Below are 24,672 nucleotides of genomic sequence, written 5' to 3' on the forward strand. Positions count from 1 at the left end.
GGCAACCGAAAATCAGGGCTGTGCACGGCTGCGGGTCTCGATCAGCAGTGCTGTCGCCGCCGCAGCCAGCTTGTCGCGGCCGCGTGCGTTGAGGTGCTCGGTGGCGAGGTTGTTCTTGAAGAAGAACTCGCGGCCGAGTGCGGCGGAGAAGTCGACGAACCGATGTCCGCCGGTGCCGAGCGCGGGCGCCAATGCACGCGCAATCTGGTCGGCGAGAGCGGCGGCGACGTCGGGAAAGCGTCGGCCGTGGACGTCGCGTCCGGCCTCGACGTTGATCGGTGTGAGGTAACACAGCGCGGTGGCGTTCATCCGGCCGATCAACGTGATCGCATCGCGTAGCGCCAGCAGCTTGGGGTGCGATTCGTCGAACGTGTAGGCGTAGTGCCACGCGAACAATTCGCGATAGCGCACCTTCTGCTCCGCGGGATTGTCCGTCGGCATCAGCGAGATTGCGCGCAGATCTCCGTTGCGGGTCAGCGACGACAGTTGCAATCGGACCCGTGTGCGGTCGAACTGATCGAAGAACCCTTCGCCGGCTTCGACGTCGGCGATCGCCGGGATCGGGCGGCCGGGATCAGCGAGCCAGGCGCGGATCGCGGCGTGTTCCTGCTCGAGTGCCCACAAGGGGCTGCCGTGCCATTGCGGTGAAAACGCGCGCGGGTTGATCGGGAGCATCACCACGCGGGGGGATGCCGGCAGCCGTGCGAGCACCTCCATCAGGTCGCGGTAGATCGCCGGCTGATACGCCGTGTGCGAGATCGCCAGGCAGCTTTGCGCAGACCCGACCCGGTCGATCATCATCTGGTGAAGCGTGCGCCGGTCGGTGTCCTCGTTGGCGATCCGCTCGGAGACCGAGTCCCCGAGCAGCAGCAGTTCGGGAGCCGCGCCGCCGCTGCCATATTGCGCGATCAGCGCCGCCAGCGCCGGAAACGGCTGTCCGGCCGAGCCGGGAAAGATCTGCCGCAGCGTCTTGGCCTTGCCGGCAGCGATCAGGCGTCGGCGGGTGAAGTAACTGGCGAACATTTTGGCTTCTGTGAAGGACCCGGACGAGGGGAAGAGCTGCGCCGGCTTTGTATCGGCATCGGGCAGGTTGCTCAAGGCAGGCGGGCCGTCAGCGGAGCGCGCGGATGGTTCGCGCGAGGCCGGCCTCGCTGTCCTCCGGCGGTCGCCAGCCGGTTTTCGCCAGGCGGCGGCAGGAAAGCTCGAGCCGGCCGGTCAAGGTCTCCCATCGGTCGCGCTGGCCGATCGCGCCGCTCAACAGCGACATCATCCGCGGCGCCCCGATCAGCATTGCCGGTCGGCCGATCGCCCGCCGGAAGATACCGATCATCTCGCTGACATTGAGCGGTCGCGGGTCCGCGACCAGCGCGGTGAACATGTCGGTATTGCCCAACGTCAGGGCATGGCGCACCGCGGCGGCGACGTTGCGATCGCTGATGATCGAGCGGCGCGCGGTCAGCCCGTCGAGCGGTAACGGGACCGGCAGCGCCGCTAGTCGGGCGAGGGCCCGCATGTTGGCGCGTACGCCCGCGCCATGGACGACGGGCAGCCGCAGGATCACACCGCTGAGCCCGGCCCCGAGAGTCGCCGCTTCGGCGGCGAGCTTGGAACGGCCATAGGCGTTGGTCGGCACCGGGGTGTGGTCTTCTTCGACCAGCCGGTCGCAACTGCTGCCGACGATGGCGCGCAGCGACGACACATGCACCACGCGAGCAGTGCCGGCCCGCGCGGCCGCCCGCATCAGCCGCTCGGTCGCCGTCGCATTGACGGCGAACAGCCGCTGTTCCGAAACGTCCTTGCCCTGGTGGGCGAGACCGGCCACGTGAACCAGACCATCCACCCCCTCGAGCGGTTGCATCCAGTCGATCGGATCCTCCAGATCGCCGATCTGCACCCGTTCGACGCCCGGGATTGCCGTTTGATCGGGACGCCGCAGCGTCAGCCGAACCTGATGCCCCGCCGCGAGCAGCTCGTTCACCACCACCCGACCGACAAAACCCGAGCCGCCTGTGACCAGAACCTTCATCGCGCGGAAAATGGCGCGGGGGCGCCGGGAATGCAACCGAGCGTCGCGCCGTGATCAGCCCGGGCGACCGATTTCCGTATCGGGCGAAATAGCTTGTTCGGGATGGGAGTGGCGGTTAAGACCGCCCGACGCGCAATCCGGACGGGTCTCCGGGTCGGAAGCCGGTGCGCACGATCCGATGGCGGGAGCAAACGGTGGTTCGGCGATGACTGGCATCGACAAGCTCGCTGTGCGGCTTCGCCTGCGCCTACCTGCGAACATCCGCCATCTGGCCCGGGTCGCGCGATTCGCCGTGCAGTCCGGCCGGCAATCGCCGGCGCTGCCGCAAGCCCTGCTCGAGAATTGTCGGTTCTGCGCCGACCGGCTGGTGATGGTGGAACGGCTGCCGCACGGCGGGGTGGTCGCCGAGATCGGATGTCTGCGTGGTGAATTCTCGCGCGACATCCTCCGCCTCGCGTCGCCGAAACGGCTGCATCTGTTCGATATCGACTTCAGTCCGCTCGCCGCGGACGTGCGGGCCGATCATCGCGTCTCGATTCAGGAAGGCCCTTCGCCCGAAAGTCTCGCGGTGCTTCCGGACGGCTCGCTCGATTGGGCCTATATCGACGCCGACCACAGCTACGCCGCGGTGGTGCGCGATGCCGCGGCCGCGGCGCGCAAGGTCAAGCCCGGCGGCTACCTGGTGTTCAACGATTTCGCCCATGTCGATCCGTTCCTGGGGCGTTACGGCGTGCACCGGGCGGTGGTGGAGTTCGCGGTTCAGCATCGCTGGGAGGTCGCGTTCTTCGCCTACGAGACCAACGCGGTCTACGACATCGCATTGCGGCGTCCGGACGCCGCGGTGGATCCGCGGTCGTGAGCGGATCGGCGATCGGCCGCCTGCGCGGCTGGGCGGCCGCGCGTCTGCCGGCGCGCCTGATCCATCGTTACCGGATCGTCCGCCATGTCCAGTTGATGCCGTTCGAGCCGGAGCTGACGGTGCTGCCGCGGTTTCTGAACGTCGGCGAGGTCGCCATCGATGTCGGCGCTAATGTCGGCGTGTACTCCGATTGCCTCGCGCGCGGTGCCAAGCGGGTCGTCGCGCTGGAGCCGCATCCGGGCTGCGCCGCATTCCTGCGCCGGCTGGCGCTCGACCGTGTCGACCTGATCGAGGCCGCTGTGTCGGATCGCGAAGGTCGTGCCGATCTGCGCATTCCTATCGACGACAGCGGCGAAGCCTATGCGCTGTCCTCGCTGTCGGTCGCCAACGATTTCGGCGCCGCCGAACGCGCGGTGCGCATCGCTCCGGTCCGGACCGTCACGCTCGATGGTATCGCCGAGCAGCGGGTAGGGCCGCAGGAGCGGGTCGGCTTCGTCAAGATCGACGTTGAAGGCCACGAGCTGAAAGTGTTGCTCGGCGCCCGGGCGCTGCTCGCCGAGCACCGTCCGGTAATTTTGGTGGAAACCGAGTTCCGCCACGGCGGCGATCCCGAAGGCGTGCTCCGGTTCGCTGCCGAGGCGGGCTACCGCGCCAGCGCACTGGTCGACGGCGTCAACCTCGCGCCGATCGACGCCGACACGCTGCGGATGCGGCAGTCAGATTCGTTGCAGCGGGCCGGCCGGCGGGGAGGCTACCTCAACAACGTGTTTCTCCTGCCGGTGACGCACTGAACGGCGTCGGGTCTGTCGTCGGCACGCTCAGTACGCGAACCGGTCCCACAGCCGCGTCGCCCGCCGCTCTTCGAGCAGCGCCGAGCAGCCCCGCGACAGCGCCTGCAACTGCTCCGGCTGCTCCAGCACGCGCAGGATGACGGCGCGAAAGGCCGCCGCCGTCGCGGCCTTTGCCACCAGTCCGGCGCGGCCGTCGCCGACCTGATCGGGCAGCGCGCCGTTCGGCATCACCAGGCTGGGCAGGCCGAAGGTCAGGGCTTCCGCGACCACGCCCGACTGGCTCGCCTCGACGTAAGGGCAGAGCAGCGCATCGTTCGCAGTCAGCGCCTCGTCGAAGTCGGATGCGGTCAGCCAGCCGATCCTGAGCGTCACCTGCGGCCAGCCGGCGAACAGCCGGCGCACCTCCGCGGCGAGCGGCCCGTCGCCGGCGATGGTCAGCGACCAGTCGGAGCGGTCGCGCAACGGCGCCAGCGCCTCTGCCAGCGTATCGAGGCCCTTGTATTGAATCAGGCGGCCGATGAACAACAAACGCACCGGGCCAGCGCCGCGCGCGCCGCCGCCGGCGCGGCGCTGCGGCAGGAAGCTCTCCAGCGGAATCCGCCGCAACCGCGCGGCACGGCGCGGCCAGCGCCTGGCGAGCACGTCGTGGACCGCGCCCGACAGCGTCACGATCCGGTCGGCGAAGCCCAGCAGCAGCGTCTGGGTGGCGCGCTGCCAGCTCCTGGCATAGTCGCCGGGATGCGGGTCGGCGTCGTGGGCGACGAACACCACCGCGATCCCGCGCCGCTGCAGCAGGTGGATGAACGGCCAGGCCAGCGGGAAATTCATAGTGAAGACCGCGAAGTCCGGGCGGGTCTGCGCCAACTCCTCGGCGTGGCGGTCGAGGTCGCGCAGAACGCCGATCGGATTGGTCAGCAGCCTGCGGTAACTCGGGATGTCCACCAGCCGGAGCGGCAATCCGGATCGTTCGAAGTCGTCGAGCTCGGCGTTGCTGCGGCGCAACGACAGCGTGACCCGGTCGTCGCCGATCTCCTCGGCGAGCTTTGTGGCAAGCCGCAGCGTGACCAGCGAGCCGCCGCCGCGGGAGCCCCAATACACCAGCACGGTCCGGCGAATGGTAGACAGATCGGGCCGTTCTGACTCGGAAGCGGGCTGCACGATCACTCCTGCGGCGTCCGGCCGTTGCTAAGGCAGGACTACTCGTCCTCGTAGGCCGGCGGCGTGCCCCGGATGTCGCCGATCAGATCACAGATCTCGCGCACCGCGCCTTTGCCGCCCGGGCGGGTCGTGATGTAGCAGGCGAGGTCGCGGACGTGATCGTGCGCGTCGGCGACCACGATCGGCAGGCCGGCGTGCTTCAGGCAGGGCTTGTCGTTGATATCGTTGCCGACATAGCCGGTCTCGGCCAGCGACACGCCGAACCGTGCGGCCACACGGCGCAGCGCCTCGAGCTTTCGTTCGACGCCGTGCAGGCATTCCATCTGCAGCTTCTTGGCCCGCGCCGCGACGACGCCGTTGACCTCGGTCGAAATGATGAACGGCGTGATGCCGGCGCGCTCCAACCGTCTTATTCCGATACCATCAAACCGGCTGCAGCATACCGCCTCCCGGCCGTCCTCGAACACGTAGACCGAGTTGTCGGTGAAAACCCCGTCGAAATCGAACACCATCAGGCGAAGCTTGCGAATGCGGTCGGCCAGATCGTCGTCGCTCAGCAGCATCCAGTCCCTCGTCCGCAAGCCCGCCCCTTCGGTCGGATCGACCTCTCGTATCGCCCGGCCCCAGCCGCCGCAAGCGCGCCGTGCCGCGGGTCGCGAACTGGCTTGACCACCCGGCCCAAGTTGGGTAGCCCCAGCCGTCCCGCTGGCAGGGATGCGGCAAGGGTTCCACTTCGATGTCCAGGGCTCCCTCCATAGTTGCGCTGATTCCTGCGCGCTCGGGATCGAAGCGGCTCGCTCACAAGAACGTCCGGCTGCTCGGCGGCCATCCGGCGCTGGCCTATACGATCTGCGCGGCGCGCGCCTCCCAGGTGTTCGACGCCGTCGTCGTCTCCACCGATTCCGAGGTCTATGCGGACATCGCCCGTCACTACGGCGCCGAGGTCCCTTTCCTGCGTCCCGACGAAGCGTCGGGTGATCGATCGCCCGACATCGACTGGGTCGACCTCACCCTGCAGCGGCTGGACGCGGCGGGCCGCCGTTACGACGCCTTCTCGTTGCTGCGGCCGACCTCGCCGTTCCGCAAGCCCGAGACCATCGCGCGGGCATGGAAGCAATTCGTTGCGGCGGATGGGGTGGACTCGCTGCGGGCCGTCGAGCCGGTGGAGCAGCATCCCGGCAAGATGTGGGTCGTGCGCGGTCAGCGCATGACGCCGCTGCTGCCGCTGTCGCCCGCGGAAGCGCCGTGGCACAGCCAGCAGATGGCGGCACTGCCGCTGGTGCACGTTCAGAACGCCAGCCTTGAAATCGCCTGGACCCGCGTGGTCCGCGACAGCCGCACCATCGCCGGCACCGTGCTGATGCCTTTCCTGACCGAGGGCGACGAAGGCATCGACATCAATCGTCACAAGGACTGGCTCTGGGCCGAGCATCTGATCGCGTCCGGCGAGGCCAGACTTCCGGAGATCGACCGTCCGGCCTATCCGCGCGAGCGGCTGCCGGCCGGGGTGTTCTGAACCTTGGATTTCATTCTTTCATTTGCAGGAGCGCGTCTTGGGTGACCTGATCGGCGACGTTGTCGAATCCGAATTGTACTACGTGCCGGCCAGAGAGTTCGACCGGGTCCGCCAGCTCAACGCGCCGCGTCCGAAGCTGGTGTCGCTCTACGCCGACATGGCCCGGCTGAACGCGCTGTACATGATCGCGCGCGCCGGGTCGGGACATATCGGTTCGTCATTCTCGTCGCTCGATATCCTGTCGCATCTGTATCTGACCGAAATGAATCGCGACGCCGGCGACATCTTCTTTTCCTCCAAGGGCCACGACGCGCCCGCGCTGTACGCGGTGCTGATCGCCCAGGGTGTGCTGCCGGAGCAGAAGCTGCACGGGCTGCGCCGGCTCGGCGGACTGCCCGGCCATCCCGATATCGGCACGCCGGGCCTCGTCACCAACACCGGCTCGCTCGGCATGGGGATTTCGAAGGCGAAGGGGATGCTGTTCGCCAACCGCGTCACCGGAAAGGGCGGGCGGGTGTTCGTGCTCACCGGCGACGGTGAATTGCAGGAAGGCCAGATCTGGGAATCGCTGGTGTCGGCCGCCAACCACCGCGTCGGCAACCTCACGGTGATCGTCGACCACAACAAGTTCCAGTCGGACTTCTCGGTCGAGCGGACCTCGAGCCTGGGCGACCTCGACGCCAAGTTTCGCGCGTTCGGCTGGCACGTCGCGCGGATCGACGGCCACGACACCGAGCTGCTGGCCGAGACCTTCAAGGCGCTGGAGAAGATCACCGACCAGCCCAAGGTGGTGATCGCCGACACCGTCAAGGGCAAGGGCGTGTCCTTCATGGAAGGCACCTCGATCGACTCCGACGTCGAGATGTTCCGGTTTCACTCGGGTGCGCCGAAGGCCGACGAATATCTGCGCGCGGTCGAAGAGATCGAAGCGCGGATTTCCAGTCAGCTCGCCGGGCTGCACGCGACCGCGGTCGAAGTCGTTCGCGTCGACAAGCCGGTGGTGGCGCCGGCGCCGGCCGGACAGGTCAAGCTGTTCCCGGCCTATACCGAGGCGCTGCTCGTCGAAGCCGAGAAGCGCCCCGAGCTGGTCGCGCTCGATGCCGACCTCGCGCTCGACATGGGGCTGCTGCCGTTCGGCGAGAAATTCCCCGACCGCTATCTCGAATGCGGCATCGCCGAGCAGGACATGGTGAGTCAAGCCGGCGGCATGGCGCTGCGCGGCCTGCTGCCGGTGGTGCATTCGTTCTCGTGCTTCCTGTCGACGCGTCCGAACGAGCAGATCTACAACAACGCCACCGAAGACAGCCGCATCGTCTATGTCGGCGGCCTGTCCGGCGTGCTGCCGGCGGGGCCGGGGCATTCGCACCAGAGCGTGCGCGAGATTTCCGCGCTCGGCGGCATTCCAAATCTGGTGATGGTCGAACCGTGCTGTCCCGAGGAAGTGGCGCCGCTGCTGCGCTGGTGCCTCGACTATCAGGGGCCGAGCTTCCTGCGGATGATCTCGATCCCCTACGTCACCAGCGCCAAGCTGCCGGCGGACTACGTGCCACAATCCGGCCGCGGCGTGACCCTGCGCAGCGGCGGCGATGCGACCATCGTCACGTCGGGACTGCTGATGACGGCGGAAGCGTTGCGGGCTGCCGAGCTGCTGGCGCAGCGCGGCATCGCGGCGGGCGTCGTCGCGCATCCGTGGCTCAACCGCGCCGATCCGGAATTCGTGCTGGATTTGGCAGCGCGTGCGCCGGTGCTGATCACGCTCGACAATCACTTCAGGATCGGCGGGCAGGGCCAGCATCTGATCGCCGCGCTGGCCGGCTCCAATCCGCCGCGGATGCCGCGATGCCTGTCGCTCGGCCTCGAACAATGTCCGCCGTCGGGCCGCAACGATGAGGTGCTCGACGTGGTCGGACTCGACGCCGACCGGATCGCCCAGCGCATCGCCGAGTTCCTGGGGTCCGGCACCCGCAAATTATGATCGCGCCGCTTCGGTCCCTGGTACGGCGCGCTCCGGCGCTCAGATGGCTCCGGCTTCTGCGCCTGAACCGGTTTGCGCGAAAACGCGCCCACCAGGACTGGACCGGGCTGATCGAGCCGGACGGCGAGCGCTGGCGCGCGGCGCTGGCAGCGGCCGATAACGGGCCGCGCGTCGTCATCGCCACCAACTCCGGCGGCCATTTCGGCCTCGCGGCGGTCGACCGGCTGATCGCGGTCGCGCTCACCTTGCGCGGCGCCCGGGCGTCGGTCGCGTTGTGCGACGGCGTGCTGCCGGCCTGCCTGATGTGCGAATACAACATCCAGCCGACCGCGGCGCTGATCGCGCGTGGCCCCGACCGGCGGATCTGCAGTTTCTGCTATCCGCCCGCCGCCAGCGCGGTGGAGCGGCTGTGCCTGCCGCTGGAGCGACTGGGCTCGGAGATCACGCCCGCCGACATCGAGGCGGCGGAGCAGTTCGCCGCCTCCGTGCCGTTCGAGCGGATCGGCAGCGCAGTCTGGCACGACGTCGCGGTCGGACAACACGCGCTGGCCGGCGCGCTGCGCTATTTCGCCTGCGGCACGCTGGATCGCGAACCGCTCGGCGAGCCGGTGGCGCGGCGCTATCTGGCCGCGACGGTGGTGACGGCGATCGCCTATCAGCGGATGTTCGAGCGGCTGCGGCCCGAGGTCGTGGTGGTCCATCACGGCATCTACGCGCCGCAAGGCATCGTCGTCGAAGTCGCCCGCCAGCGCCGGATCAGGGTGGTGACGTGGAATCCGGCCTATCGCCGGCATTGCTTCATCTTCAGTCACGACGAGACTTATCATCATTCGCTGATGACCGAGCCCATCGGCCGATGGGCCGATCGGCCGCTGACCGCGGCGGAGAGGGCGCAGATCAGCGACTACCTCGCCAGCCGACGCGAGGCGCGCAACGACTGGATCAGCTTCCACAAGCCGCCCGACGTCGCCGTCGCCGAGCGGCTGGCGGCGGCCGGCTTCGATGCGTCGAAGCCGATCATCGTCGCTTACACCAACGTGTTCTGGGACGCGCAGCTGCACTATCCGCAGAACGCGTTCCGCAGTCAGATCGATTGGCTGACGCAGACGATCGGATACTTCGCGACGCGGCCCGATCTGCAACTGGTGATCCGCGTGCATCCTGCGGAAGTCAGCGGCGTTCCGACCTCGCGCCAGTTCGCGATCGACGAAATCGCCAAGGTGTTTCCCGAACTGCCCGCCAACGTGCTGCTGATCGCGCCGTCCGACGCGCTGTCGTCCTACGGGCTCGCGGATGTCGCCGACACGGTGCTGATCTACGCCACCAAGATGGGGGTCGAACTGACCGCGACCGGCATTCCGGTGGTGGTGGCCGGCGAGGCCTGGGTGCGGAACAAGGGATTCACCGCGGACGTCCGGTCGCCTGAACACTATCGCGAACTGCTCGATGCGTTGCCGGCCCGCAACAGGATGGCGCCCGAAGCCCGCGAGCGGGCGCTGGCCTACGCGTATCACTTCTTCTTCCGGCGGATGATTCCGCTCACGATGGTGGATTCGGTCGCCAACAGCCGGCTGTTTTCGGTGTCCGCAGGCAGCGTCGAGGAATTGGCCGGCGGCCGGAATCACGGCCTCGATGTGGTCTGCCAGGGCATCCTCGCAGGAGCGCCATTCGAGGCTTGATCGCGCCTATCCAACTTGTGTATCCACACCCCGAGCCATCCAGACCATCCCGTGTTCTCGCGGAAGGACCAGCAAATGCCTCGTATGTTCACGTTTGGTACCAAGGTCGTCACAGACGATAGTCCATCATTCGTGATCGCGGAGGTCGGGCACAATCATCAAGGCGACATGGAGAAGTGCAAGGCGATCTTCAAGGCTGCGAAGGAAGCCGGCGCCGATGCGGTCAAGATCCAGAAACGCGACAACCGCGCGCTGTTTACCGCCGAGATGTACGACTCCCACTACGACAGTGAGAACGCCTACGCGCCGACCTACGGCACGCATCGCGAGCATCTGGAGTTCAACCGCGAGCAGTATCTGGAGCTGAAAGAGTACTGCAAGCAGCTCGACATCATCTTCTTCTCGACCGCCTTCGACGAGCCGTCGGCCGATCTACTCGAGAGCATCGACATGCCCGGCTACAAGATCGCCTCCGGAGATCTGGTCAACACGCCGTTGCTGAAGAAGGTGGCTTCGTTCGGCAAGCCGATCATCGTATCCACCGGCGGCGGCACGCTGGCCGACGCCCGGATCGCCTACGAGACGATCATGCCGATCAACCGCAATCTCTGCATCATGCAGTGCACCTCGGGCTATCCGCCGCCGCACGAAGAACTCAACCTGCGGGTGATCGAGACCTTCCGGAAGGAGTTCCCCGACATCGTGATCGGGTTCTCGTCGCACGACTCGGGTGTGGCGATGCCGCTGATCGGCTATATGCTCGGGGCGCGCGTGTTCGAAAAGCACTTCACGCTGAACCGGACCTGGAAGGGCACCGATCAGGCATTCTCCCTCGAACCCGCCGGCCTTCGCCGCGTCGTGCGCGATCTCGAACGCAGCCGCGTCGCCCTGGGAGACGGCGTCAAGACTCCGTACGCGTCCGAGACCTCGCCGCTCAACAAGATGGTCAAGCGCGTGGTCGCGTCGCGGGCGCTGCCGAAGGGCCACGTCCTGACGCTCGACGACGTCGCGTTCCGGATCCCGACCGGCGCGCGCATCACGCCGCAGACGCTGCGTCCGTTCGAGGCCGAGCAGCTCGTCGGCCACGCGCTGACGCGCGATCTCGCGTTCGAAGAACCGATCACCCGCGCGGACGTCGGAATCAACTGATCATGGCCGATGTATTCGATCTCTCCGGTCGCGTCGTCGTCGTCACCGGGGGATTGGGCCAGCTCGGTCGCCGCTTCAGCGCCGATCTGATCGGCCGCGGCGCGCGCGTGGCGATTGTCGATCAGTTTCCGTGCCGCGACCGGACGCTGGGCGGGCTGGTGCCGGCCGATCACGGCGACCGGCTGATGACGTTCGTTGCCGATATCACCAGCCGCAGCGATCTCGAGGCGGCGCTCCGTGCGATCGAGACGCAATGGGGCGCGCCGTACGGGCTCGTCAACAACGCCGCGCTGGACAGCCCGCCGGATGCGCCTGCATCCGAGAACGGCCCGTTCGAGGACTATCCCGAGGATTCTTTCGATCGCATCGTCGCGGTGAATCTCAAGGGCACCTTCCTGTGCTGCCAGGTGTTCGGCGGAGCGATGGCGCGTGCCGGCCGCGGATCGATCGTCAATGTCGGATCGATCTACGGCGTCGTCGCGCCCGATCAGAATCTGTACGAGTACCGCCGCCAGGACGGCGGGACTTTCTTCAAACCGGTCGCCTATTCGGCGGCGAAGTCTGGCGTCTACAATCTGACGCGCTACCTCGCCGCGTATTGGGGCAAGCAGCAGGTGCGGGTGAACACCGTCACCTTCGCGGGCGTCTTCAATAACCAGGATCCGCGCTTCCTCGAGAAGTATCTGCCGAAGGTGCCGCTCGGGCGGATGGCGGAGCCCGCCGACTACAGCGGCGCGATGGTCTATCTGCTGTCGGATGCGTCGCGCTACATGACCGGGTCCAACATGGTGATCGACGGCGGCTTTACGTCGATCTAGAGCTCTTCCGGTTCTGATGGAATTAGAACCGGACCTCTAGTTTCTTTGTTTGACGCGTTTTCTAGACGCGATCCGGTTTCCACTTCGCTCGAAAACGTTCGAGGGGCGACAGACCGATCATGATCCTGCATCCAAGCCTCGTGCCGAACCAGATCGGCCACGACATTCCGGCTACCGCCGACACGATCGCCGTGTTCGATCCGCATACGGCGCGGGAGATCGCGAGGATTCCGCGATCCGGCAAGGCGGAGATCGATGCCGCTGTCGCCGCGGCGCGGGCGGCGCAGCCGGACTGGGACGCGACGCCCGGGGTTCGGCGCGGCGAGATCCTGCATCACATCGCCAATCTGATCGAGGCGCGCTCGGACGAGTTGTCGCGGATCGTCGCCGCCGAAGCCGGCAAGCGGCTCGCGGATGCGCGCGGCGAAACCGCCGCGGCGGTGCAATGCGCCCGGTTCTTCGCCGGCGAGGGGCAGCGGATGTTCGGCCGGACCATGCCGAGCGGCATGGCCGGACGCTGGGCGATGACGATCCGCCGGCCATGCGGAGTCGCGGGCCTGATCATCGCTGCCAATACCCCCGCGCCGAATTTCGCCTGGAAGGTGTTCCCGGCGCTGATCTGCGGCAACGGCGTCGTGCTGAAAACCGCGGAGGACACCCCAATCTCGTCGTGGCTGCTGGGCCGGCTGTGCGAAGAGGCCGGGTTGCCGAAGGGCGTCCTCAATATCGTCCACGGGCTCGGTGCCGAGGCCGGGCAGGCGTTGGTCGAGCATCCCGACGTCGATATGATCAGCTTCACCGGCTCCACCCGGGTCGGCCGTCTCATCGCCGAGACCGCCGGCCGCCAGCTCAAGAAGGTGTCGCTGGAACTCGGCGGCAAGAACGCGCTGGTGGTCTGCGACGACGCCGATCTCGATCTCGCGGTGAAGTGGACGCTGCTCGCGGCGTTCTCGAATGCCGGGCAGCGCTGCGCCGCGGGCAGCCGGATCGTGGTGTTCGACAAGGTGTATGACGCCTTCGTCGACAGGCTGCTGACCGCCACGCGGGCGCTGAAGCTCGGCACTGCGGATGATTGCGATCTCGGTCCGGTCATCAACCAGCGCCAACTCGACAACATGGTCGGCGCGATCGAGCGCGCGGTGGCGGGCGGCGCGGCGCTGCTGTGCGGCGGCGCGCCCGCGACCAGCGCCGATCTACCGGGATATTATCTGCAGCCCACCCTCATGACCGACCCCGACCCGGATTCGGAGCTCGCGCGCACCGAATTGTTCGGGCCGATCACGGCCCTGTACAGGGTGCCGGATTTCGACCACGCGGTGTCGTTGGTCAACCGTTCGCCCTACGGATTGACCGCCTCCGTCCACACCCGCGACATCGACCGCGCGCTCACCTTCGCGCGCAAGGCGCATGTCGGCGTCGCCGTCGTCAATGGCGGCACGCACGGATCGGAAGCGCATATGCCGTTCGGCGGCCTCAACGCCTCGGGCAACGGCACGCGCGAACCGGGCACCGAAGCGCTCGACGTCTACAGTGAGCTGCGTGTGGTCTATCTCAACAGCCAGCCGCCGCACTGAGTCCGGATCAACCGGTCGCGGTCGTCGTCGGCGTAGCGCCGGCGGCCTCGTCGTACAGCCGCAGAAACCGCGCCGCGACGCTGCCGATGTCGTAGCCGCCCTGCGTGACTTTCCGAAACGCGGCGTCGCCGAGTTGCCGGCGCAGGCCCGGATCGGTGATCAGCGATCCGATCGCGTCGGCGATGGTGTGAGCGTCGATGCGGGGCAGCAGCAGGCCCGTGACGCGGTCCGCAATGAAGGCGCGCACGCCGTCGACATCCCCCGCGATCAGCGCCGCCCGCGTCCCTGCGGCCTCCAGCAGGACCCTCGGCAGGCCTTCCGGATAGCGCGTCGGCAGCACGAAAATATCCGCCGACGCCATCAGTTCCGGCATCCGCTCCATCGGGACCGCGCCGAGATAGCTGACCGCGTCGCTTTGCTCCAGCATGCGTCTTTCGGTCTGGTCGAGTCCGTCCGGATCGCCATTGGTGTGCGGGCCGGCGACCAGCATGCGCACTTGCGTTCCGAACCGCTCCCGCAGCAGATCCGCTGCGGCGATGAACTCCAATACGCCTTTCGCGCGCAGCAGCCGGCCGGCGAACAGCACCGTGACCACGCTCGGATCGCGCGGGCGAGGGACGAACAGGTCGAGGTCGATGCCGGCTCCGGGCAGGACGTGCGTCCTGGCGGTGTCGATGATGCCGCTTGCGACGAAGAAGTCGCGATCGCCGGGATTTTCGAAGGTCAGGGCGGAGGCGGTGCGCCCCAGTCCGAGCGCCAGTCCATGGCGGAGCGCGGCGGATTTCCAGCCGGCGACGTCAGCGGCGAAGCCGCGGCCGATGCCGGCGACGGTGCCGATCACGCCCGACCGGTGCGGCCCGTGGATCAGTCCGGCGATCCGCGCGGCGAGGCCGCCGATCAGCAGCGGCTTCATCGTGAACAGATGTGCGGCCGCGAAACGCCGCGCATTCAGCAGCGGCACCAGTGCGGCCAGCAATCGCAGATCGTCGCGTGGCCGGAGCTGGAAACGGTCGATCGGCAGTTCCAGATGATGCAGGCCCAACTGCGCCAATTCGCTCGCGGCTGGATGCGGCGCGGTCGCGATCGTGACCTCCCAGCCGGCATCGCGCGCATAGAGCGCCACGGCCCGGCGATGGGCATTCCAATAGGGCAGGTCGTTGCAGACGTGGAGCAGGGCGCGAGGCATCACACGAGACTGATAGGTTGAGCCTGGTTCAGCCCGGCGGGCGAAGGCGTTCCGTCGCGAACAGTTGCGCGCCGCCGCTCGGCATCATAGTCGCGTGCCCTTCGCTTTGCATTATGAAAACGCCCGGCGGCGCTCCAGCCCGCCGCGGTCGGCAGGCGTCCGGTGGCTCATGCGAGCGCGACCCGTCCGCGCCACCAGAGCGGTCACAACCACCGCTTCCTCCTTTTGAAGCTCTTCAAATTCTTGAAGCTCTTCCGCTGATCCCCCGCGCCGCCGAGGTAGAATTCCTTGACGTCCTCGTTGTCGCGGAGCTCGTCGGCGGTGCCGTCGAGCACGACTTTGCCTTGCTCCATGATGTAGCCGTGGCTGGCGACCGAGAGGGCGGCGCGGGCGTTCTGTTCGACCAGCAGAATGGTAACGCCGAGGTCGCGGTTGATCTTCTGGATGATCGAGAACACCTCTTTGACCAGCAGCGGCGACAGGCCCATCGAGGGCTCGTCCATCAGGATCATCTTCGGCCGGGCCATCAGGGCTCGGCCGATCGCCAGCATCTGCTGTTCGCCGCCGGAGAGGTAACCGGCGAGGCCGGTGCGCTCCTTCAGCCGCGGGAAATAACTGTAGACCATCTCGATGTCGCGGCCGACCTCGCGGTCGCTGCGAGTGAAGGCGCCGAGCCGCAGATTCTCCAGCGACGTCATATCGGAGACGATGCGGCGGCCTTCCATCACCTGGAAGATGCCGCGGCGGACGATGCGGTCGGGGTCGACGCCGTCGATCCGCTCCCCATCGAACACGATCTCGCCGCGGGTGACTTCGCCGTCCTCGGTCTTTAAGAGGCCGGAGATCGCCTTCAGCGTGGTCGACTTGCCGGCGCCGTTGGCCCCGAGCAGAGCCACGATCGCGCCCTGCGGCACCTCGAGGCTGAGGCCGCGCAGAACGAGGATGACGTCGTCATAGACCACCTCGATGTTGCGGACGCTGAGCAGCGGGGCGGGGGCTGACGAGGCGCCGGGCTGCGGACGATGGAGTTCGGCGGCTTCGGTCATGGAGCATCCTGACGTTGTCGAACATGCTGCGTCCGGCGGGGGGACGACATCGCCCCGCACCGACGTCATCACCCGCGTATGCGGGTGATCCAGTGTTCCAGTGCACCAGACCTCGATCCCGACGCCGCGGCGTACTGGATCCCCGCCTGCGCGGGGATGACGGCCTTTGGAGCGGAGGCGTCGCGGCTCAAAGCGGATGCGGCGCCTCCAATCGCTCGCGGCTGAGAGGAGCCGCGTGCGGTTTCAGTTCACCAGCCGAACCATTCCGGCTTGCGCGGCAGGTCGACGGTCTTGACCTTTTCGAGCTTGATGGTGCCCTTGGCGATCAGGTCTTTGAGATCGCCGTCGGTCGGGCCCGACACTTTGGCGCGGTACAGGTCGATCTTCATCGTGCCGCGATGGTCCTTGGCGGTCCAGGTCGACGGGTTGCAGACGCCCTCCATCCCGGCCGGCACCCAGTCCTTCTTCTGGTAGAAGCCCTTGGCTACGTTCTCGCCGGTGGCGCCGCCGTTCTTGGCGGCCCAGTCGAGCGCCTCCTTCATGTACATCGCCGAGCACACCGCGGCGACGTAGTGCACCGGCCGATATACGTTGCCCGACGGATCGGACATCTTGGAGATCTCCTCCACGGTCTTCATGCCGGGCGCGCTGCCGCCCCAGGCCACCGCGGTGCGCAGCGGGAAGATCACGCCGTCGGCGGCGTCGCCGGCGGTCTTGGCGGCGTTCTCGTCCATGCCCCAGACGTTGCTCATGAACTGCACGTCGACGCTGGCCGCCTTGCAGGCCTTCATCACCGAGATGTTGGAGGCGGCGGTGTTGCCGAGATAGGCGTAATTGGCGCCCGAGCTCTTGAGTGACAGGCATTGCGCGCTGTAGTCACCCGGAGCCAGCGCGAACACCAAGGGTGGCAGCACCTCGAAGCCGAGGTCCTTGGCCATCGCCTCGCCGGCGGCCTTCGGTGCGTTGGGGTAGGGGTGGTTGGCGCCCATATGGACGAATTTCGGCTTGCCCGGCTTTCCCTTGGCCTTCCAGTCTTCCGCCGCCCACATCAATTCGGCGCGCACCGCGTCCGAATAGGATGGGCCGTAGAAGAAATTATAGGGCGCCGGCTTGGCTTTGCCGCTGCTGCCTTCGGGATCGGTCAGCGCCGCGGCGTAGGAGCCGGAGATGTCCGGGATCTTGTCGTTGGCGAGGAAGCCGGTCAGCGCCTCGGTGTCGGCGGTGCCCCAGCCCATGATCGCCGCGACCTTGTTGCCGCTCGACCATTTCTTGTACAGCGCGATCGCGCGCGGCACCTGGTAGCCGTAGTCGTTGGTGTCGACTTCGAGCTTCTTGCCGTCGATGCCGCCGTTCTTGTTGACCCAGGCGAAAGTGTCGGCGACCGCCTGGCCGTACGGGGTGCCGACGTCCGAGGTGCCGCCCGAATAGTCGGCGAGATGCCCGATCGCGATCTGCGCCTGTGCGCTCGCCGACGCTCCGGCGATCATCAGCGCCAGCGAGGCGGTGCCGAGCAGTGTTTTGATAGTCATCGTGTTGTCCTCCGATTCGTTTGGGCGAGGTCTTGTTGTTGCTCCCCTGCGCCAACCTCAATGCGAGAAGGGGTAGAGTTTCCAGTACGCCTTGATCTGCCGCCAGCGATGCGCCAGCCCGTCCGGTTCGAACACCAGGAAGGCGATGATGATCAGGCCGATCGCGATCTCGCGCAGGAAGGTCAGGTTGTTATTGAGCGCCAGCGCGCGGTCGATCACGCCGCCCCGCAGCGCTTCGCTCAGCCACTCCATCACCTCCGGCAGTAGCACCACGAAGGCGGTCCCCATCAGCGTGCCCGAGATCGAGCCAATGCCGCCGATGATGATCATCGCCAGGAACAGGATCGAGCGCTCGATGCCGAAGCCTTCGTTGGAGACGACGAGCTGGTAGTGGGCGTACAGCGCGCCGGCGATGCCGGCGAAGAACGCCGCCAGCGCGAACGACAGCGTGCGATATTTGGTGAGATTGATGCCCATGATCTCGGCGGAGAGATAGTGGTCGCGCACCGCCACCAGCGCCCGGCCGTCGCGGGTCCGCATCAGGTTGGTGACCAGGATGTAGCTGACCAGCACATAGGCCAGCACCACGTAGAAATATTGCTTGTCGCCCTGCAGCACCCAGCCGAACAGCGAGAACGGATTGGCCATCGCCGGCACCGAACCGCCGGAGAACCACTCGGCGCGCGAGAAGAAGTCGATCAGGATGTACTGCGCCGCCAGCGTGGCGATCACGAGGTAAAGCCCCTTCAGCCGCGCCGCCGGCAGGCCGAACAATAACCCGACCAGCGCGGTGACCAGGCCGGCGAGCGGAATCGCGAAGAACACCGGGATCGGATAGTGGTTGTTGAGATAGGCCGAGGTGTAGGCGCCGAGCAGGAAGAACGCCGCATGGCCGATCGAGATCTGGCCGGTGAAGCCGACCAGGATGTTCAGCCCGAGCGCGGCGATGCCGAAGATGCCGATCTGGATCAGGATGCTCAGCCAATAGCCCGACAGCAAATATGGCGCGAAGCAGACCGCGACGATGCCGAGGATCGCCGCATTGCGGCTGGTCCGGGTCGGAAAGATCGTGGTGTCGGCGGCGTAGGAAGTGCGGAAATCGCCGGCAGGGATCAGGGAGGTGTTGGCCATCAGATGCGCTCGATGTCCTTGGTGCCGAACAGGCCGTAGGGCTTGATCATCAGGATGATGATCAGCACGTAGAACGGCGCGATTTCGTAGAGATTGCCCCAGTGCAGATATTCGCTGTCGATGTACTGGGCGATGTTCTCCAGCAGGCCGATGATGATGCCGCCGAGCACCGCGCCGCCGATCGAATCCAGCCCGCCGAGGATCGCGGCCGGAAACACCTTGATGCCGTAGGCGGACAGGCCCGACGATACGCCGTTGACCACGGCGACGACCACGCCGGCGACCGCCGACACCGTCGCCGAGATCGCCCAGGCCATCGCGAACACGCTCTTTACCGAGATGCCGAGCGATTGCGCGACCTGCTGGTTGAACGCGGTGGCGCGCATCGCGAGGCCGTATTTCGACACTTTGAAGAACCACGCCATCCCGACCATCATCGCGACCGAAACCACCAGGCTCATCACATAGACGGTCTGGATCTGCAGCCCGCCGATCGAGATCGACTGGGTGGCGAAGATCTGCGGGAACGGCTGCGGGCTGACGCCGAAGATCCATTTCAACGCTGCCTGGAACACCGTCGACAGCGCGATCGTCACCATGATCACCGAGATGATCGGCTCGCCGATCATCGGCCGCAGCACCACGATCTGCACTGCGATGCCGAACACGAACATGAACACCAGCGTCAGCGGCATGCCGAGCCAGAACGGCACCTGATATTTCGCCAGCAGCGCCCAGCACACCCAGGCGCCGATCAGCAGCAATTCGCCCTGGGCGAAATTGACGACCTGGGTGGCCTTGTAGATCAGCACGAAACTCATCGCCACCACGCCGTACAGCGTGCCGACCACGAGGCCGTTGACGAGAAGCTGGATCAGGAGGTGCGTGTTCATGCTGATTCTCACCGCGTCATTGCCGGGCTCGACCCGGCAATCCATCCTCTTCGAACGATGGATGCGCGGGTCAAGCCCGCGCATGACGCCTTTACGAGTTGAGCTGGTGTGCGCCAGGCCGCGGCGCATGCGTTGGCTTCTCGGCTCCGCCTCTCCACGTCATGCCCGGGCTCGTCCCGGGCATCCGCGTCTCGCTGTGCTGGCGGTCGGCCGAAGGCGTAGATGACCGGGACGAGCCCGGCCATGATGACGGCGGAGAGGGCGCGTCTCATTCCGCCGCCTCCGCGTGCGCCGGTGCGTGGCCCAGATCCACCACCTTCAGCGTCGTGCGGATCCGCTGGGTGGTGCCGTCCTGGAACTGGATGGTGGTGTCGACCGGAATGTCGCGCTGGCCGTCATAGATGCCGTCGATAATCTCGGCATATTTGTCGTTGATCACGCTGCGGCGGACCTTGCGGGTGCGGGTGAGCTCGCCGTCGTCGGCGTCGAGCTCCTTGTAGAGCAGCAGGAAGCGGGCGATGCGCTGCGCCGGCGGCAGCGTGGCGTTGACGGTCTCGACCTCGCGGCGCAACAGCTCGTAGACTTCGGGGCGGGAGGCGAGGTCCGAATAGGTGGTGAAGGCGATCCGCTTCTTCTCCGCCCATTTGGAGATGATCGAGTAGCGGATGCAGATCATCGCCGCCAGCATGTCGCGGCCGGCGCCGAGAATCACCGCCTCGGCGACGTAGGGCGAGAATTTCAGCTTGTTCTCGATGTATTGCGGTGAGAACCGCTCGCCGTGCGACAGCTCGGCGAGATCCTTGATGCGGTCGATGATAACAAGCTGGCCGTTCGCGTTGAAATAGCCGGCGTCGCCGGAATGCATCCAGCCGTCCTTCATGTCGGCCTTGGACGCCTCTTCGTTCTTGTAGTAGCCGAGATACATGTTGGGGTGACGGACCACGATCTCGCCTATGCCCTGCACGTCGGGATTCAGGACCTTGATCTCGATCTCGGCGCCCATCGGCACGCCGGTGGTGTCGGGATCGACCGCATCGGCTTGGTGCAGCGTGTAGGCGCCGAGCAGTTCGGTCTGGCCGTACAGCGTACGCAGCGGCACGCCCATGGCGCGGAAGAACCGGAAGGTGTCCGGCCCGAGCGCGGCGCCGCCGGTCGCGGCCGAGCGCAGCCGGGTGAAGCCGAGCCGATCGCGCAGCGCGCGGAACAGCAGGACATCGGCGACAGCCGAATGCTGGCCGCGGTCGAGCGCCGCGAGGCCGGCTTTCATACCAAGATCGTACAGCCGCTGCTTCAGCGGCGAGGCGTCCATCACCCGCGCCCGGACGTCGGCGGCGATGCCTTCCCAGACCCGCGGCGCGAACAGCACGAAGGTCGGGGCGATCTCGCGGAAGTCGTTCATCATGGTGTCGGGCTCTTCGACGAAGTTGACCTTCATCCGGCACAGCAGCCCTTTGCCGAGCGCGTAGACCTGCTCCATGATCCACGGCAGCGGCAGCACGGAAACGTATTCGTCCTCCGGCCCTTTGGGGTCGAACGAAAGATAGGTCGCGCAGTGTTTCAGCACCCGGCCCGCCGCCAGCATCGCCAGCTTGGGATGCGCGGTGGTGCCCGAAGTGGTGCACAGGATCGCGACGTCCTCGCCCTGGGTGGCGTCGACCAGCCGGTCATACAGCCCGGGTTCGCGCCTGGCCCGGTCGCGGCCCAGCTCGGCGAGCTTGTCGGCCGGCAGCAGCCGCGGGTCATCGTATTTCCGCATCCCGCGCGGATCGGAATAGACGATGTGCTGCAGATGCGGTGCGCGATCGGCGAGCGCCAGCAGCTTGTCGACCTGCTCCTCGTCCTCGGCGAACACCAGCTTGGCTTCACCATAGTTCAGCAGGTACTCGGCCTCTTCATCCAGCACGTCGCGATAAAGGCCCAGGCTCATCGCCCCGATCGCGTGGGCGGCGACCTCGGCGGCGACCCAGTCGGGGCGATTGTCGCCGATAATGCCGATCACGTCACCGCGGCCGAGGCCGAGTTCGACCATGCCGAGTGCGAAGTCGTGGACGCGGGCCTGATAATCCGACCAGGTGAACACGCGCCATAGCCCGAGATCCTTCTCGCGCAGCGCGATCTCATCGCCGAATTGTTGTGCGTTGAGCCGCAGCAGCTTCGGAAAGGTGTCGGCTGTCGCGACGCGGCCGGCATAGTCTATCATGCCACGCGCTCCGAAGCCGCCGGCGCGTCGTCGGGATCGACCAGCACCTCGTCCTCCTCGCCGAGATAAGCGCGCCGAACGTGCGGGTCGGCCAGCACCTCGGCCGGATCGCCCTCGGCGATCTTGCGGCCGAAATCCAGCACCACCACGCGGTTGGAGATGTCCATCACCACGCCCATGTCGTGCTCGATCATCACCACCGTCATGCCGAACTCTTCATTCAGATCGACGATGTAGCGGGCCATGTCCTCCTTCTCTTCGAAGTTCATGCCGGCCATCGGCTCGTCGAGCAGGATCAGCTTGGGCTCCAGCGCCATCGCCCGCGCCAGTTCGACGCGCTTGCGCAGTCCGTAGGACAGCGTGCCGGCGGTCGCCTTGCGCACCGACTGCAGGTCGAGAAAATCGATGATCTCCTCGACCTTCTCGCGGTGGGCGAGCTCCTCGCGCCGGGCGCCGAACCAGTACAGCGCGCCGGTGAGGAAGTTGTTCTTCAACAGGTGGTGGCGGCCGACCATGATGTTGTCGAGCACGCTCATATGGTGAAACAGCGCGAGGTTCTGGAAAGTGCGTCCGATGCCCAGCGGGGCGCGGGCGTTCGGCTTCAGGCCGGTGATGTCGCGGCCGTGATAGAACAGCTGACCTTCGCTCGGCTGATAGCGGCCGGAGATGCAATTGACCACGGAGGTCTTGCCGGCGCCGTTCGGTCCGATGATGGAGAACAGTTCGCCGTGATTGACCGCAAAGCTCACCTCGCTCAGCGCGCGGACGCCGCCGAAGCGCAAGGAGACATTGCGCACTTCCAATGCGTGTTCCAAACCCGGTTTCCTCCCGACACCGGCCGGCGCGTTGCTCGCGCCTGATTCCAGATGCCGTTGCGTTCTTTAGGCGCGCCTTGTTGTCAGGCGTTGCCGTCGCCGCCCGAGCCTAGCTCAGCCGGCACGCCGACGATATTCGACTATTTGAGTTTGGGAAGAGAGACTTGACGCAAGCCTGCGGACAAAACCGTCTATCGTTACCGTAGCGGTGGACGACTGATCGGATGAGCGACCCGATGCCGCAGCGGCGCGATCTCTGTCGCACCGCAGCAATCCGTCCGATCACTCAGCGGCGGCGCCAGATCGTCGCCGTGGCGTCGCCGATCGGCAGCGCGTAGCTGGCATCGCGGACGTAGCGGGTCTGGTCGGCCATCGTATCGACAATACCGACCATCTTGGCGTGAACCCAGCCGACCGAGGGGCTCTCCTCGCGACTGCGAGGTGCGTCGATGATCAGCACGACGTCGGCGGTCGACTGCGCGATCCGGGCCGCCATCGCGTCGCGAGCGGCGGCGCGCGAGGCGACGCCGGCAAGGAAAGGATCCGGCACCAGCACGTGGCAGCGGCAGCGCTCGCGCAGCACCCAGGCGAACAGCTTGCTCATTCCGAAGGTGGTGAAGACCGCCACTTCGTGCGCGCCGTCGAGTTCGGCAATATACGGCCGAATCAGCTCCAGATCGCTCGGGCCGGTGGCGGCCTGCAAGGCGTAGACCGACGCCGCCTTCGGCATCGGCGTCAGCAGATTGACGCTCAGCAGCCCGATGGCCAGCACGGTAGCGAGCGCACCGCGTTGCAGCGGCGTCAGCCAGCGGCCGGTCAGCGACTGCAGCACGCCGGCGCCGGTGCCGGCGCAGATCCACACCGCGAACACCCAGGTGGACATGAACCGTCCCTGGTGCTGTGGATGGATGATCACGCCGATCCAGGCCAGCAGCGCGAACAGAAACACCGCGCGGGCGCCGGGGGGCAGCTTCGGAATCGCGGTCGCACCGATCAGCGCCAGCACGACGACCAGAGCTGCCAACCACGGCGCCAGGTGAAAGCCGTCGGCGAAGGTCGCCCAATAGAACTGCAGCCCCTGCCAGGGTCCGGAATTGGGATCGGTGTTGTTGGCGGGGCCGACGAACCACAGAAATTTCGACAGCCGGTGCGGCAGCAGGAACGAGATCGCGACCGGCGTCAGGTGCCAATACAGCAGCGCCCGCCCTGCGACGCCGAGAGTCCGGTCGATCGCGGTGCGGTGCCTCCACCAGGTGAGCGACCACCACGCGAACGCCAGCGCGTAGGCTGCCGTGGTCAGATTTTCGGGTGGATACAGCGACACCGAGCGGCCGAACAGCTCCAGCTCGGTCGGCCCCTGGGCGTACAGGAAAGCGACCAGGCCGGCGACCGCCGCGGCGAGAATCAGCAGCGGCGATCCGGCGGTCGCCCTCAGCACCGCCTGGCCGCGGATAGCCGCCCAGACCGGTCGCGCCGCCGCGACGATCCGCGACCAATGCTCGCTGGCATAGGCGATCGCCAGCGGTGCGATCAGCAGGCCCCAGTAATTGCCCTTGTGAAAGAACAGCAGCGTGAGGAGCAGCGCCAGCAGCCGCCAGCGCCCGCGCGAATCCGGCTTCGCCTCGGCATGCAGATAGGCCCAGAGCCCTGCCGCCGACAGGCCGGCGCCGAGCCCCTCCAACATGACGTCGGTACTGATCAGCCGGAAGGTCGGGCTGGCGGCGGTGAAGATCGTCGCGACCGCGGCGGCGAACAGGCCGCTATGCCGGTCGGTGAACAGCCGCCGCGCGATCAGCCAGACGAAGGCGATCGTCATCACCCAGCCGATCAGGCTCGGCACGATGCCGAGGCGGTGGTCGATGCCGCCGATCAGCAATACGGCACTCAGCACCAGCCCGTGCAAAGGCGGCCACACCTTGGCTTTTTCGAGCTCGCCGAAAAACCATGTCGGATCGAAGGTTCGCACCGCCAGCGCCAGATCGAGCCCAAAGCTGTAGTGCGAATTGCGGTCGTGATGAAAACCCCGCCACAGCAAGTCGGGCGCGCCGTAGTAGTCCGCGAATATCAGGCCGGCGGTCCCGATCGCCGCAGCGAGCACGATGAGGAACGCGGCGACGTCCGGCCAGGCGCGAACGGTACGGGACGATTTGTCGAGAGCCGAAGGCGCTGAATGCTGTGGACGCGGCGCTGCTGCCGGACGAGGTGTCCTGCCGTCCTCCTGCCGCCCAATATCGACCATCGAGATCCCCAGCGATGGCGGTCATCCGTGATGCCCGGCCGCCCGGCCACCCGATAGCATGTCCGGTGTGCCCGCGATAAGGCGGAGT

Annotated in this window: 20 protein-coding genes; 8 read left to right on the forward strand and 12 right to left on the reverse strand. The window is 66.7% G+C overall.

Annotated features, from left to right (window positions below):
* Positions 1-12: 12 nt before the first annotated feature.
* Positions 13-1,023, reverse strand: coding sequence for a hypothetical protein (locus tag DWA33_RS05690; protein WP_114357131.1), 1,011 nt, complete (start codon positions 1,021-1,023; stop codon positions 13-15).
* 88 nt (positions 1,024-1,111) lie between these two features.
* A complete protein-coding gene (locus tag DWA33_RS05695) occupies positions 1,112-2,026 on the reverse strand; it encodes an NAD-dependent epimerase/dehydratase family protein (protein WP_114357132.1) in 915 nt (304 codons plus the stop codon).
* A 205-nt stretch (positions 2,027-2,231) separates the two neighbouring features.
* On the opposite strand from DWA33_RS05695, the gene DWA33_RS05700 reads away from it, so the two are divergent.
* Positions 2,232-2,885, forward strand: coding sequence for a class I SAM-dependent methyltransferase (locus tag DWA33_RS05700; protein WP_167443131.1), 654 nt, complete (start codon positions 2,232-2,234; stop codon positions 2,883-2,885).
* Positions 2,882-3,676, forward strand: coding sequence for an FkbM family methyltransferase (locus DWA33_RS05705; RefSeq protein WP_114357134.1), 795 nt, complete (start codon positions 2,882-2,884; stop codon positions 3,674-3,676). Before DWA33_RS05700 ends, DWA33_RS05705 begins: the two co-directional genes overlap by 4 nt.
* 27 nt (positions 3,677-3,703) lie before the next feature.
* On the opposite strand, the gene DWA33_RS05710 is transcribed toward DWA33_RS05705, so the two are convergent.
* Positions 3,704-4,834: a glycosyltransferase family 4 protein gene (locus DWA33_RS05710; protein WP_167443132.1), complete on the reverse strand. Its 1,131-nt coding sequence runs from the start codon at positions 4,832-4,834 to the stop codon at positions 3,704-3,706.
* Positions 4,835-4,872: 38 nt separating this feature from the next.
* Complete coding sequence (locus DWA33_RS05715; RefSeq protein WP_114357136.1) at positions 4,873-5,397, reverse strand: KdsC family phosphatase; 525 nt, start codon at positions 5,395-5,397, stop codon at positions 4,873-4,875.
* 173 nt (positions 5,398-5,570) lie between these two features.
* Between DWA33_RS05715 and DWA33_RS05720 the strand changes: the two genes are divergently transcribed.
* From DWA33_RS05720 to DWA33_RS05745, 6 genes are all read left to right on the forward strand, one after another.
* Positions 5,571-6,350: an acylneuraminate cytidylyltransferase family protein gene (locus DWA33_RS05720; RefSeq protein WP_114357137.1), complete on the forward strand. Its 780-nt coding sequence runs from the start codon at positions 5,571-5,573 to the stop codon at positions 6,348-6,350.
* A gap of 37 nt (positions 6,351-6,387) precedes the next feature.
* Entirely contained in the window at positions 6,388-8,325 is a 1,938-nt protein-coding gene (locus DWA33_RS05725) for a transketolase C-terminal domain-containing protein (RefSeq protein WP_114357138.1), read from the forward strand.
* On the forward strand, positions 8,322-10,004 hold the full coding sequence (locus tag DWA33_RS05730) for a capsular polysaccharide export protein, LipB/KpsS family (RefSeq protein WP_114357139.1): 1,683 nt from the start codon (positions 8,322-8,324) through the stop codon (positions 10,002-10,004). The genes DWA33_RS05725 and DWA33_RS05730 overlap by 4 nt, the downstream gene beginning before the upstream one ends.
* Before the next feature lie 75 nt (positions 10,005-10,079).
* Positions 10,080-11,153 (forward strand): N-acetylneuraminate synthase family protein, encoded by a 1,074-nt coding sequence (locus DWA33_RS05735; protein ID WP_114357140.1) that lies wholly within the window; start codon positions 10,080-10,082, stop codon positions 11,151-11,153.
* Between the two features lie 2 nt (positions 11,154-11,155).
* Complete coding sequence (locus DWA33_RS05740; protein ID WP_114357141.1) at positions 11,156-11,971, forward strand: SDR family oxidoreductase; 816 nt, start codon at positions 11,156-11,158, stop codon at positions 11,969-11,971.
* A 119-nt stretch (positions 11,972-12,090) separates the two neighbouring features.
* Entirely contained in the window at positions 12,091-13,545 is a 1,455-nt protein-coding gene (locus DWA33_RS05745) for an aldehyde dehydrogenase family protein (protein WP_114357142.1), read from the forward strand.
* A gap of 7 nt (positions 13,546-13,552) precedes the next feature.
* Here DWA33_RS05745 and DWA33_RS05750 read toward each other — a convergent pair whose 3' ends face one another.
* The 8 genes from DWA33_RS05750 to DWA33_RS05785 form a co-directional block, all read right to left on the reverse strand.
* Positions 13,553-14,731, reverse strand: coding sequence for a glycosyltransferase family 4 protein (locus tag DWA33_RS05750; RefSeq protein WP_114357143.1), 1,179 nt, complete (start codon positions 14,729-14,731; stop codon positions 13,553-13,555).
* Between the two features lie 203 nt (positions 14,732-14,934).
* Positions 14,935-15,777, reverse strand: coding sequence for an ABC transporter ATP-binding protein (locus tag DWA33_RS05755; RefSeq protein WP_114357144.1), 843 nt, complete (start codon positions 15,775-15,777; stop codon positions 14,935-14,937).
* A 248-nt stretch (positions 15,778-16,025) separates the two neighbouring features.
* Entirely contained in the window at positions 16,026-17,306 is a 1,281-nt protein-coding gene (locus DWA33_RS05760) for an ABC transporter substrate-binding protein (protein ID WP_114357145.1), read from the reverse strand.
* A gap of 57 nt (positions 17,307-17,363) precedes the next feature.
* Positions 17,364-18,437, reverse strand: coding sequence for a branched-chain amino acid ABC transporter permease (locus tag DWA33_RS05765; protein ID WP_114357146.1), 1,074 nt, complete (start codon positions 18,435-18,437; stop codon positions 17,364-17,366).
* Positions 18,437-19,330 (reverse strand): branched-chain amino acid ABC transporter permease, encoded by an 894-nt coding sequence (locus DWA33_RS05770; RefSeq protein WP_114357279.1) that lies wholly within the window; start codon positions 19,328-19,330, stop codon positions 18,437-18,439. Before DWA33_RS05770 ends, DWA33_RS05765 begins: the two co-directional genes overlap by 1 nt.
* A gap of 268 nt (positions 19,331-19,598) precedes the next feature.
* A complete protein-coding gene (locus DWA33_RS05775) occupies positions 19,599-21,530 on the reverse strand; it encodes a long-chain fatty acid--CoA ligase (RefSeq protein WP_114357147.1) in 1,932 nt (643 codons plus the stop codon).
* Entirely contained in the window at positions 21,527-22,345 is an 819-nt protein-coding gene (locus tag DWA33_RS05780; RefSeq protein ID WP_114357148.1) for an ABC transporter ATP-binding protein, read from the reverse strand. The genes DWA33_RS05775 and DWA33_RS05780 overlap by 4 nt, the downstream gene beginning before the upstream one ends.
* Positions 22,346-22,631: 286 nt before the next feature.
* Positions 22,632-24,584 carry a glycosyltransferase family 39 protein gene (locus tag DWA33_RS05785; RefSeq protein ID WP_114357149.1) on the reverse strand — a complete coding sequence of 651 codons (1,953 nt, stop codon included), beginning with the start codon at positions 24,582-24,584 and terminating at the stop codon, positions 22,632-22,634.
* Positions 24,585-24,672 lie beyond the last annotated feature (88 nt).

Origin of the sequence: Rhodopseudomonas pentothenatexigens (assembly GCF_900218015.1) — a bacterium.
Classification (GTDB): Bacteria; Pseudomonadota; Alphaproteobacteria; order Rhizobiales; family Xanthobacteraceae; genus Rhodopseudomonas; species Rhodopseudomonas pentothenatexigens.

Coding starts and splice junctions, on each gene's coding strand:
- DWA33_RS05690 (WP_114357131.1), bottom strand. CDS start 1,023: ATGTTCGCCAGTTACTTCACCCGCCGACGCCTGATCGCTGCCGGCAAG.
- DWA33_RS05695 (WP_114357132.1), bottom strand. CDS start 2,026: ATGAAGGTTCTGGTCACAGGCGGCTCGGGTTTTGTCGGTCGGGTGGTG.
- DWA33_RS05700 (WP_167443131.1), top strand. CDS start 2,232: ATGACTGGCATCGACAAGCTCGCTGTGCGGCTTCGCCTGCGCCTACCT.
- DWA33_RS05715 (WP_114357136.1), bottom strand. CDS start 5,397: ATGCTGCTGAGCGACGACGATCTGGCCGACCGCATTCGCAAGCTTCGC.
- DWA33_RS05720 (WP_114357137.1), top strand. CDS start 5,571: ATGTCCAGGGCTCCCTCCATAGTTGCGCTGATTCCTGCGCGCTCGGGA.
- DWA33_RS05730 (WP_114357139.1), top strand. CDS start 8,322: ATGATCGCGCCGCTTCGGTCCCTGGTACGGCGCGCTCCGGCGCTCAGA.
- DWA33_RS05735 (WP_114357140.1), top strand. CDS start 10,080: ATGCCTCGTATGTTCACGTTTGGTACCAAGGTCGTCACAGACGATAGT.
- DWA33_RS05740 (WP_114357141.1), top strand. CDS start 11,156: ATGGCCGATGTATTCGATCTCTCCGGTCGCGTCGTCGTCGTCACCGGG.
- DWA33_RS05745 (WP_114357142.1), top strand. CDS start 12,091: ATGATCCTGCATCCAAGCCTCGTGCCGAACCAGATCGGCCACGACATT.
- DWA33_RS05750 (WP_114357143.1), bottom strand. CDS start 14,731: ATGCCTCGCGCCCTGCTCCACGTCTGCAACGACCTGCCCTATTGGAAT.
- DWA33_RS05755 (WP_114357144.1), bottom strand. CDS start 15,777: ATGACCGAAGCCGCCGAACTCCATCGTCCGCAGCCCGGCGCCTCGTCA.
- DWA33_RS05760 (WP_114357145.1), bottom strand. CDS start 17,306: ATGACTATCAAAACACTGCTCGGCACCGCCTCGCTGGCGCTGATGATC.
- DWA33_RS05765 (WP_114357146.1), bottom strand. CDS start 18,437: ATGGCCAACACCTCCCTGATCCCTGCCGGCGATTTCCGCACTTCCTAC.
- DWA33_RS05770 (WP_114357279.1), bottom strand. CDS start 19,330: ATGAACACGCACCTCCTGATCCAGCTTCTCGTCAACGGCCTCGTGGTC.
- DWA33_RS05775 (WP_114357147.1), bottom strand. CDS start 21,530: ATGATAGACTATGCCGGCCGCGTCGCGACAGCCGACACCTTTCCGAAG.
- DWA33_RS05785 (WP_114357149.1), bottom strand. CDS start 24,584: ATGGTCGATATTGGGCGGCAGGAGGACGGCAGGACACCTCGTCCGGCA.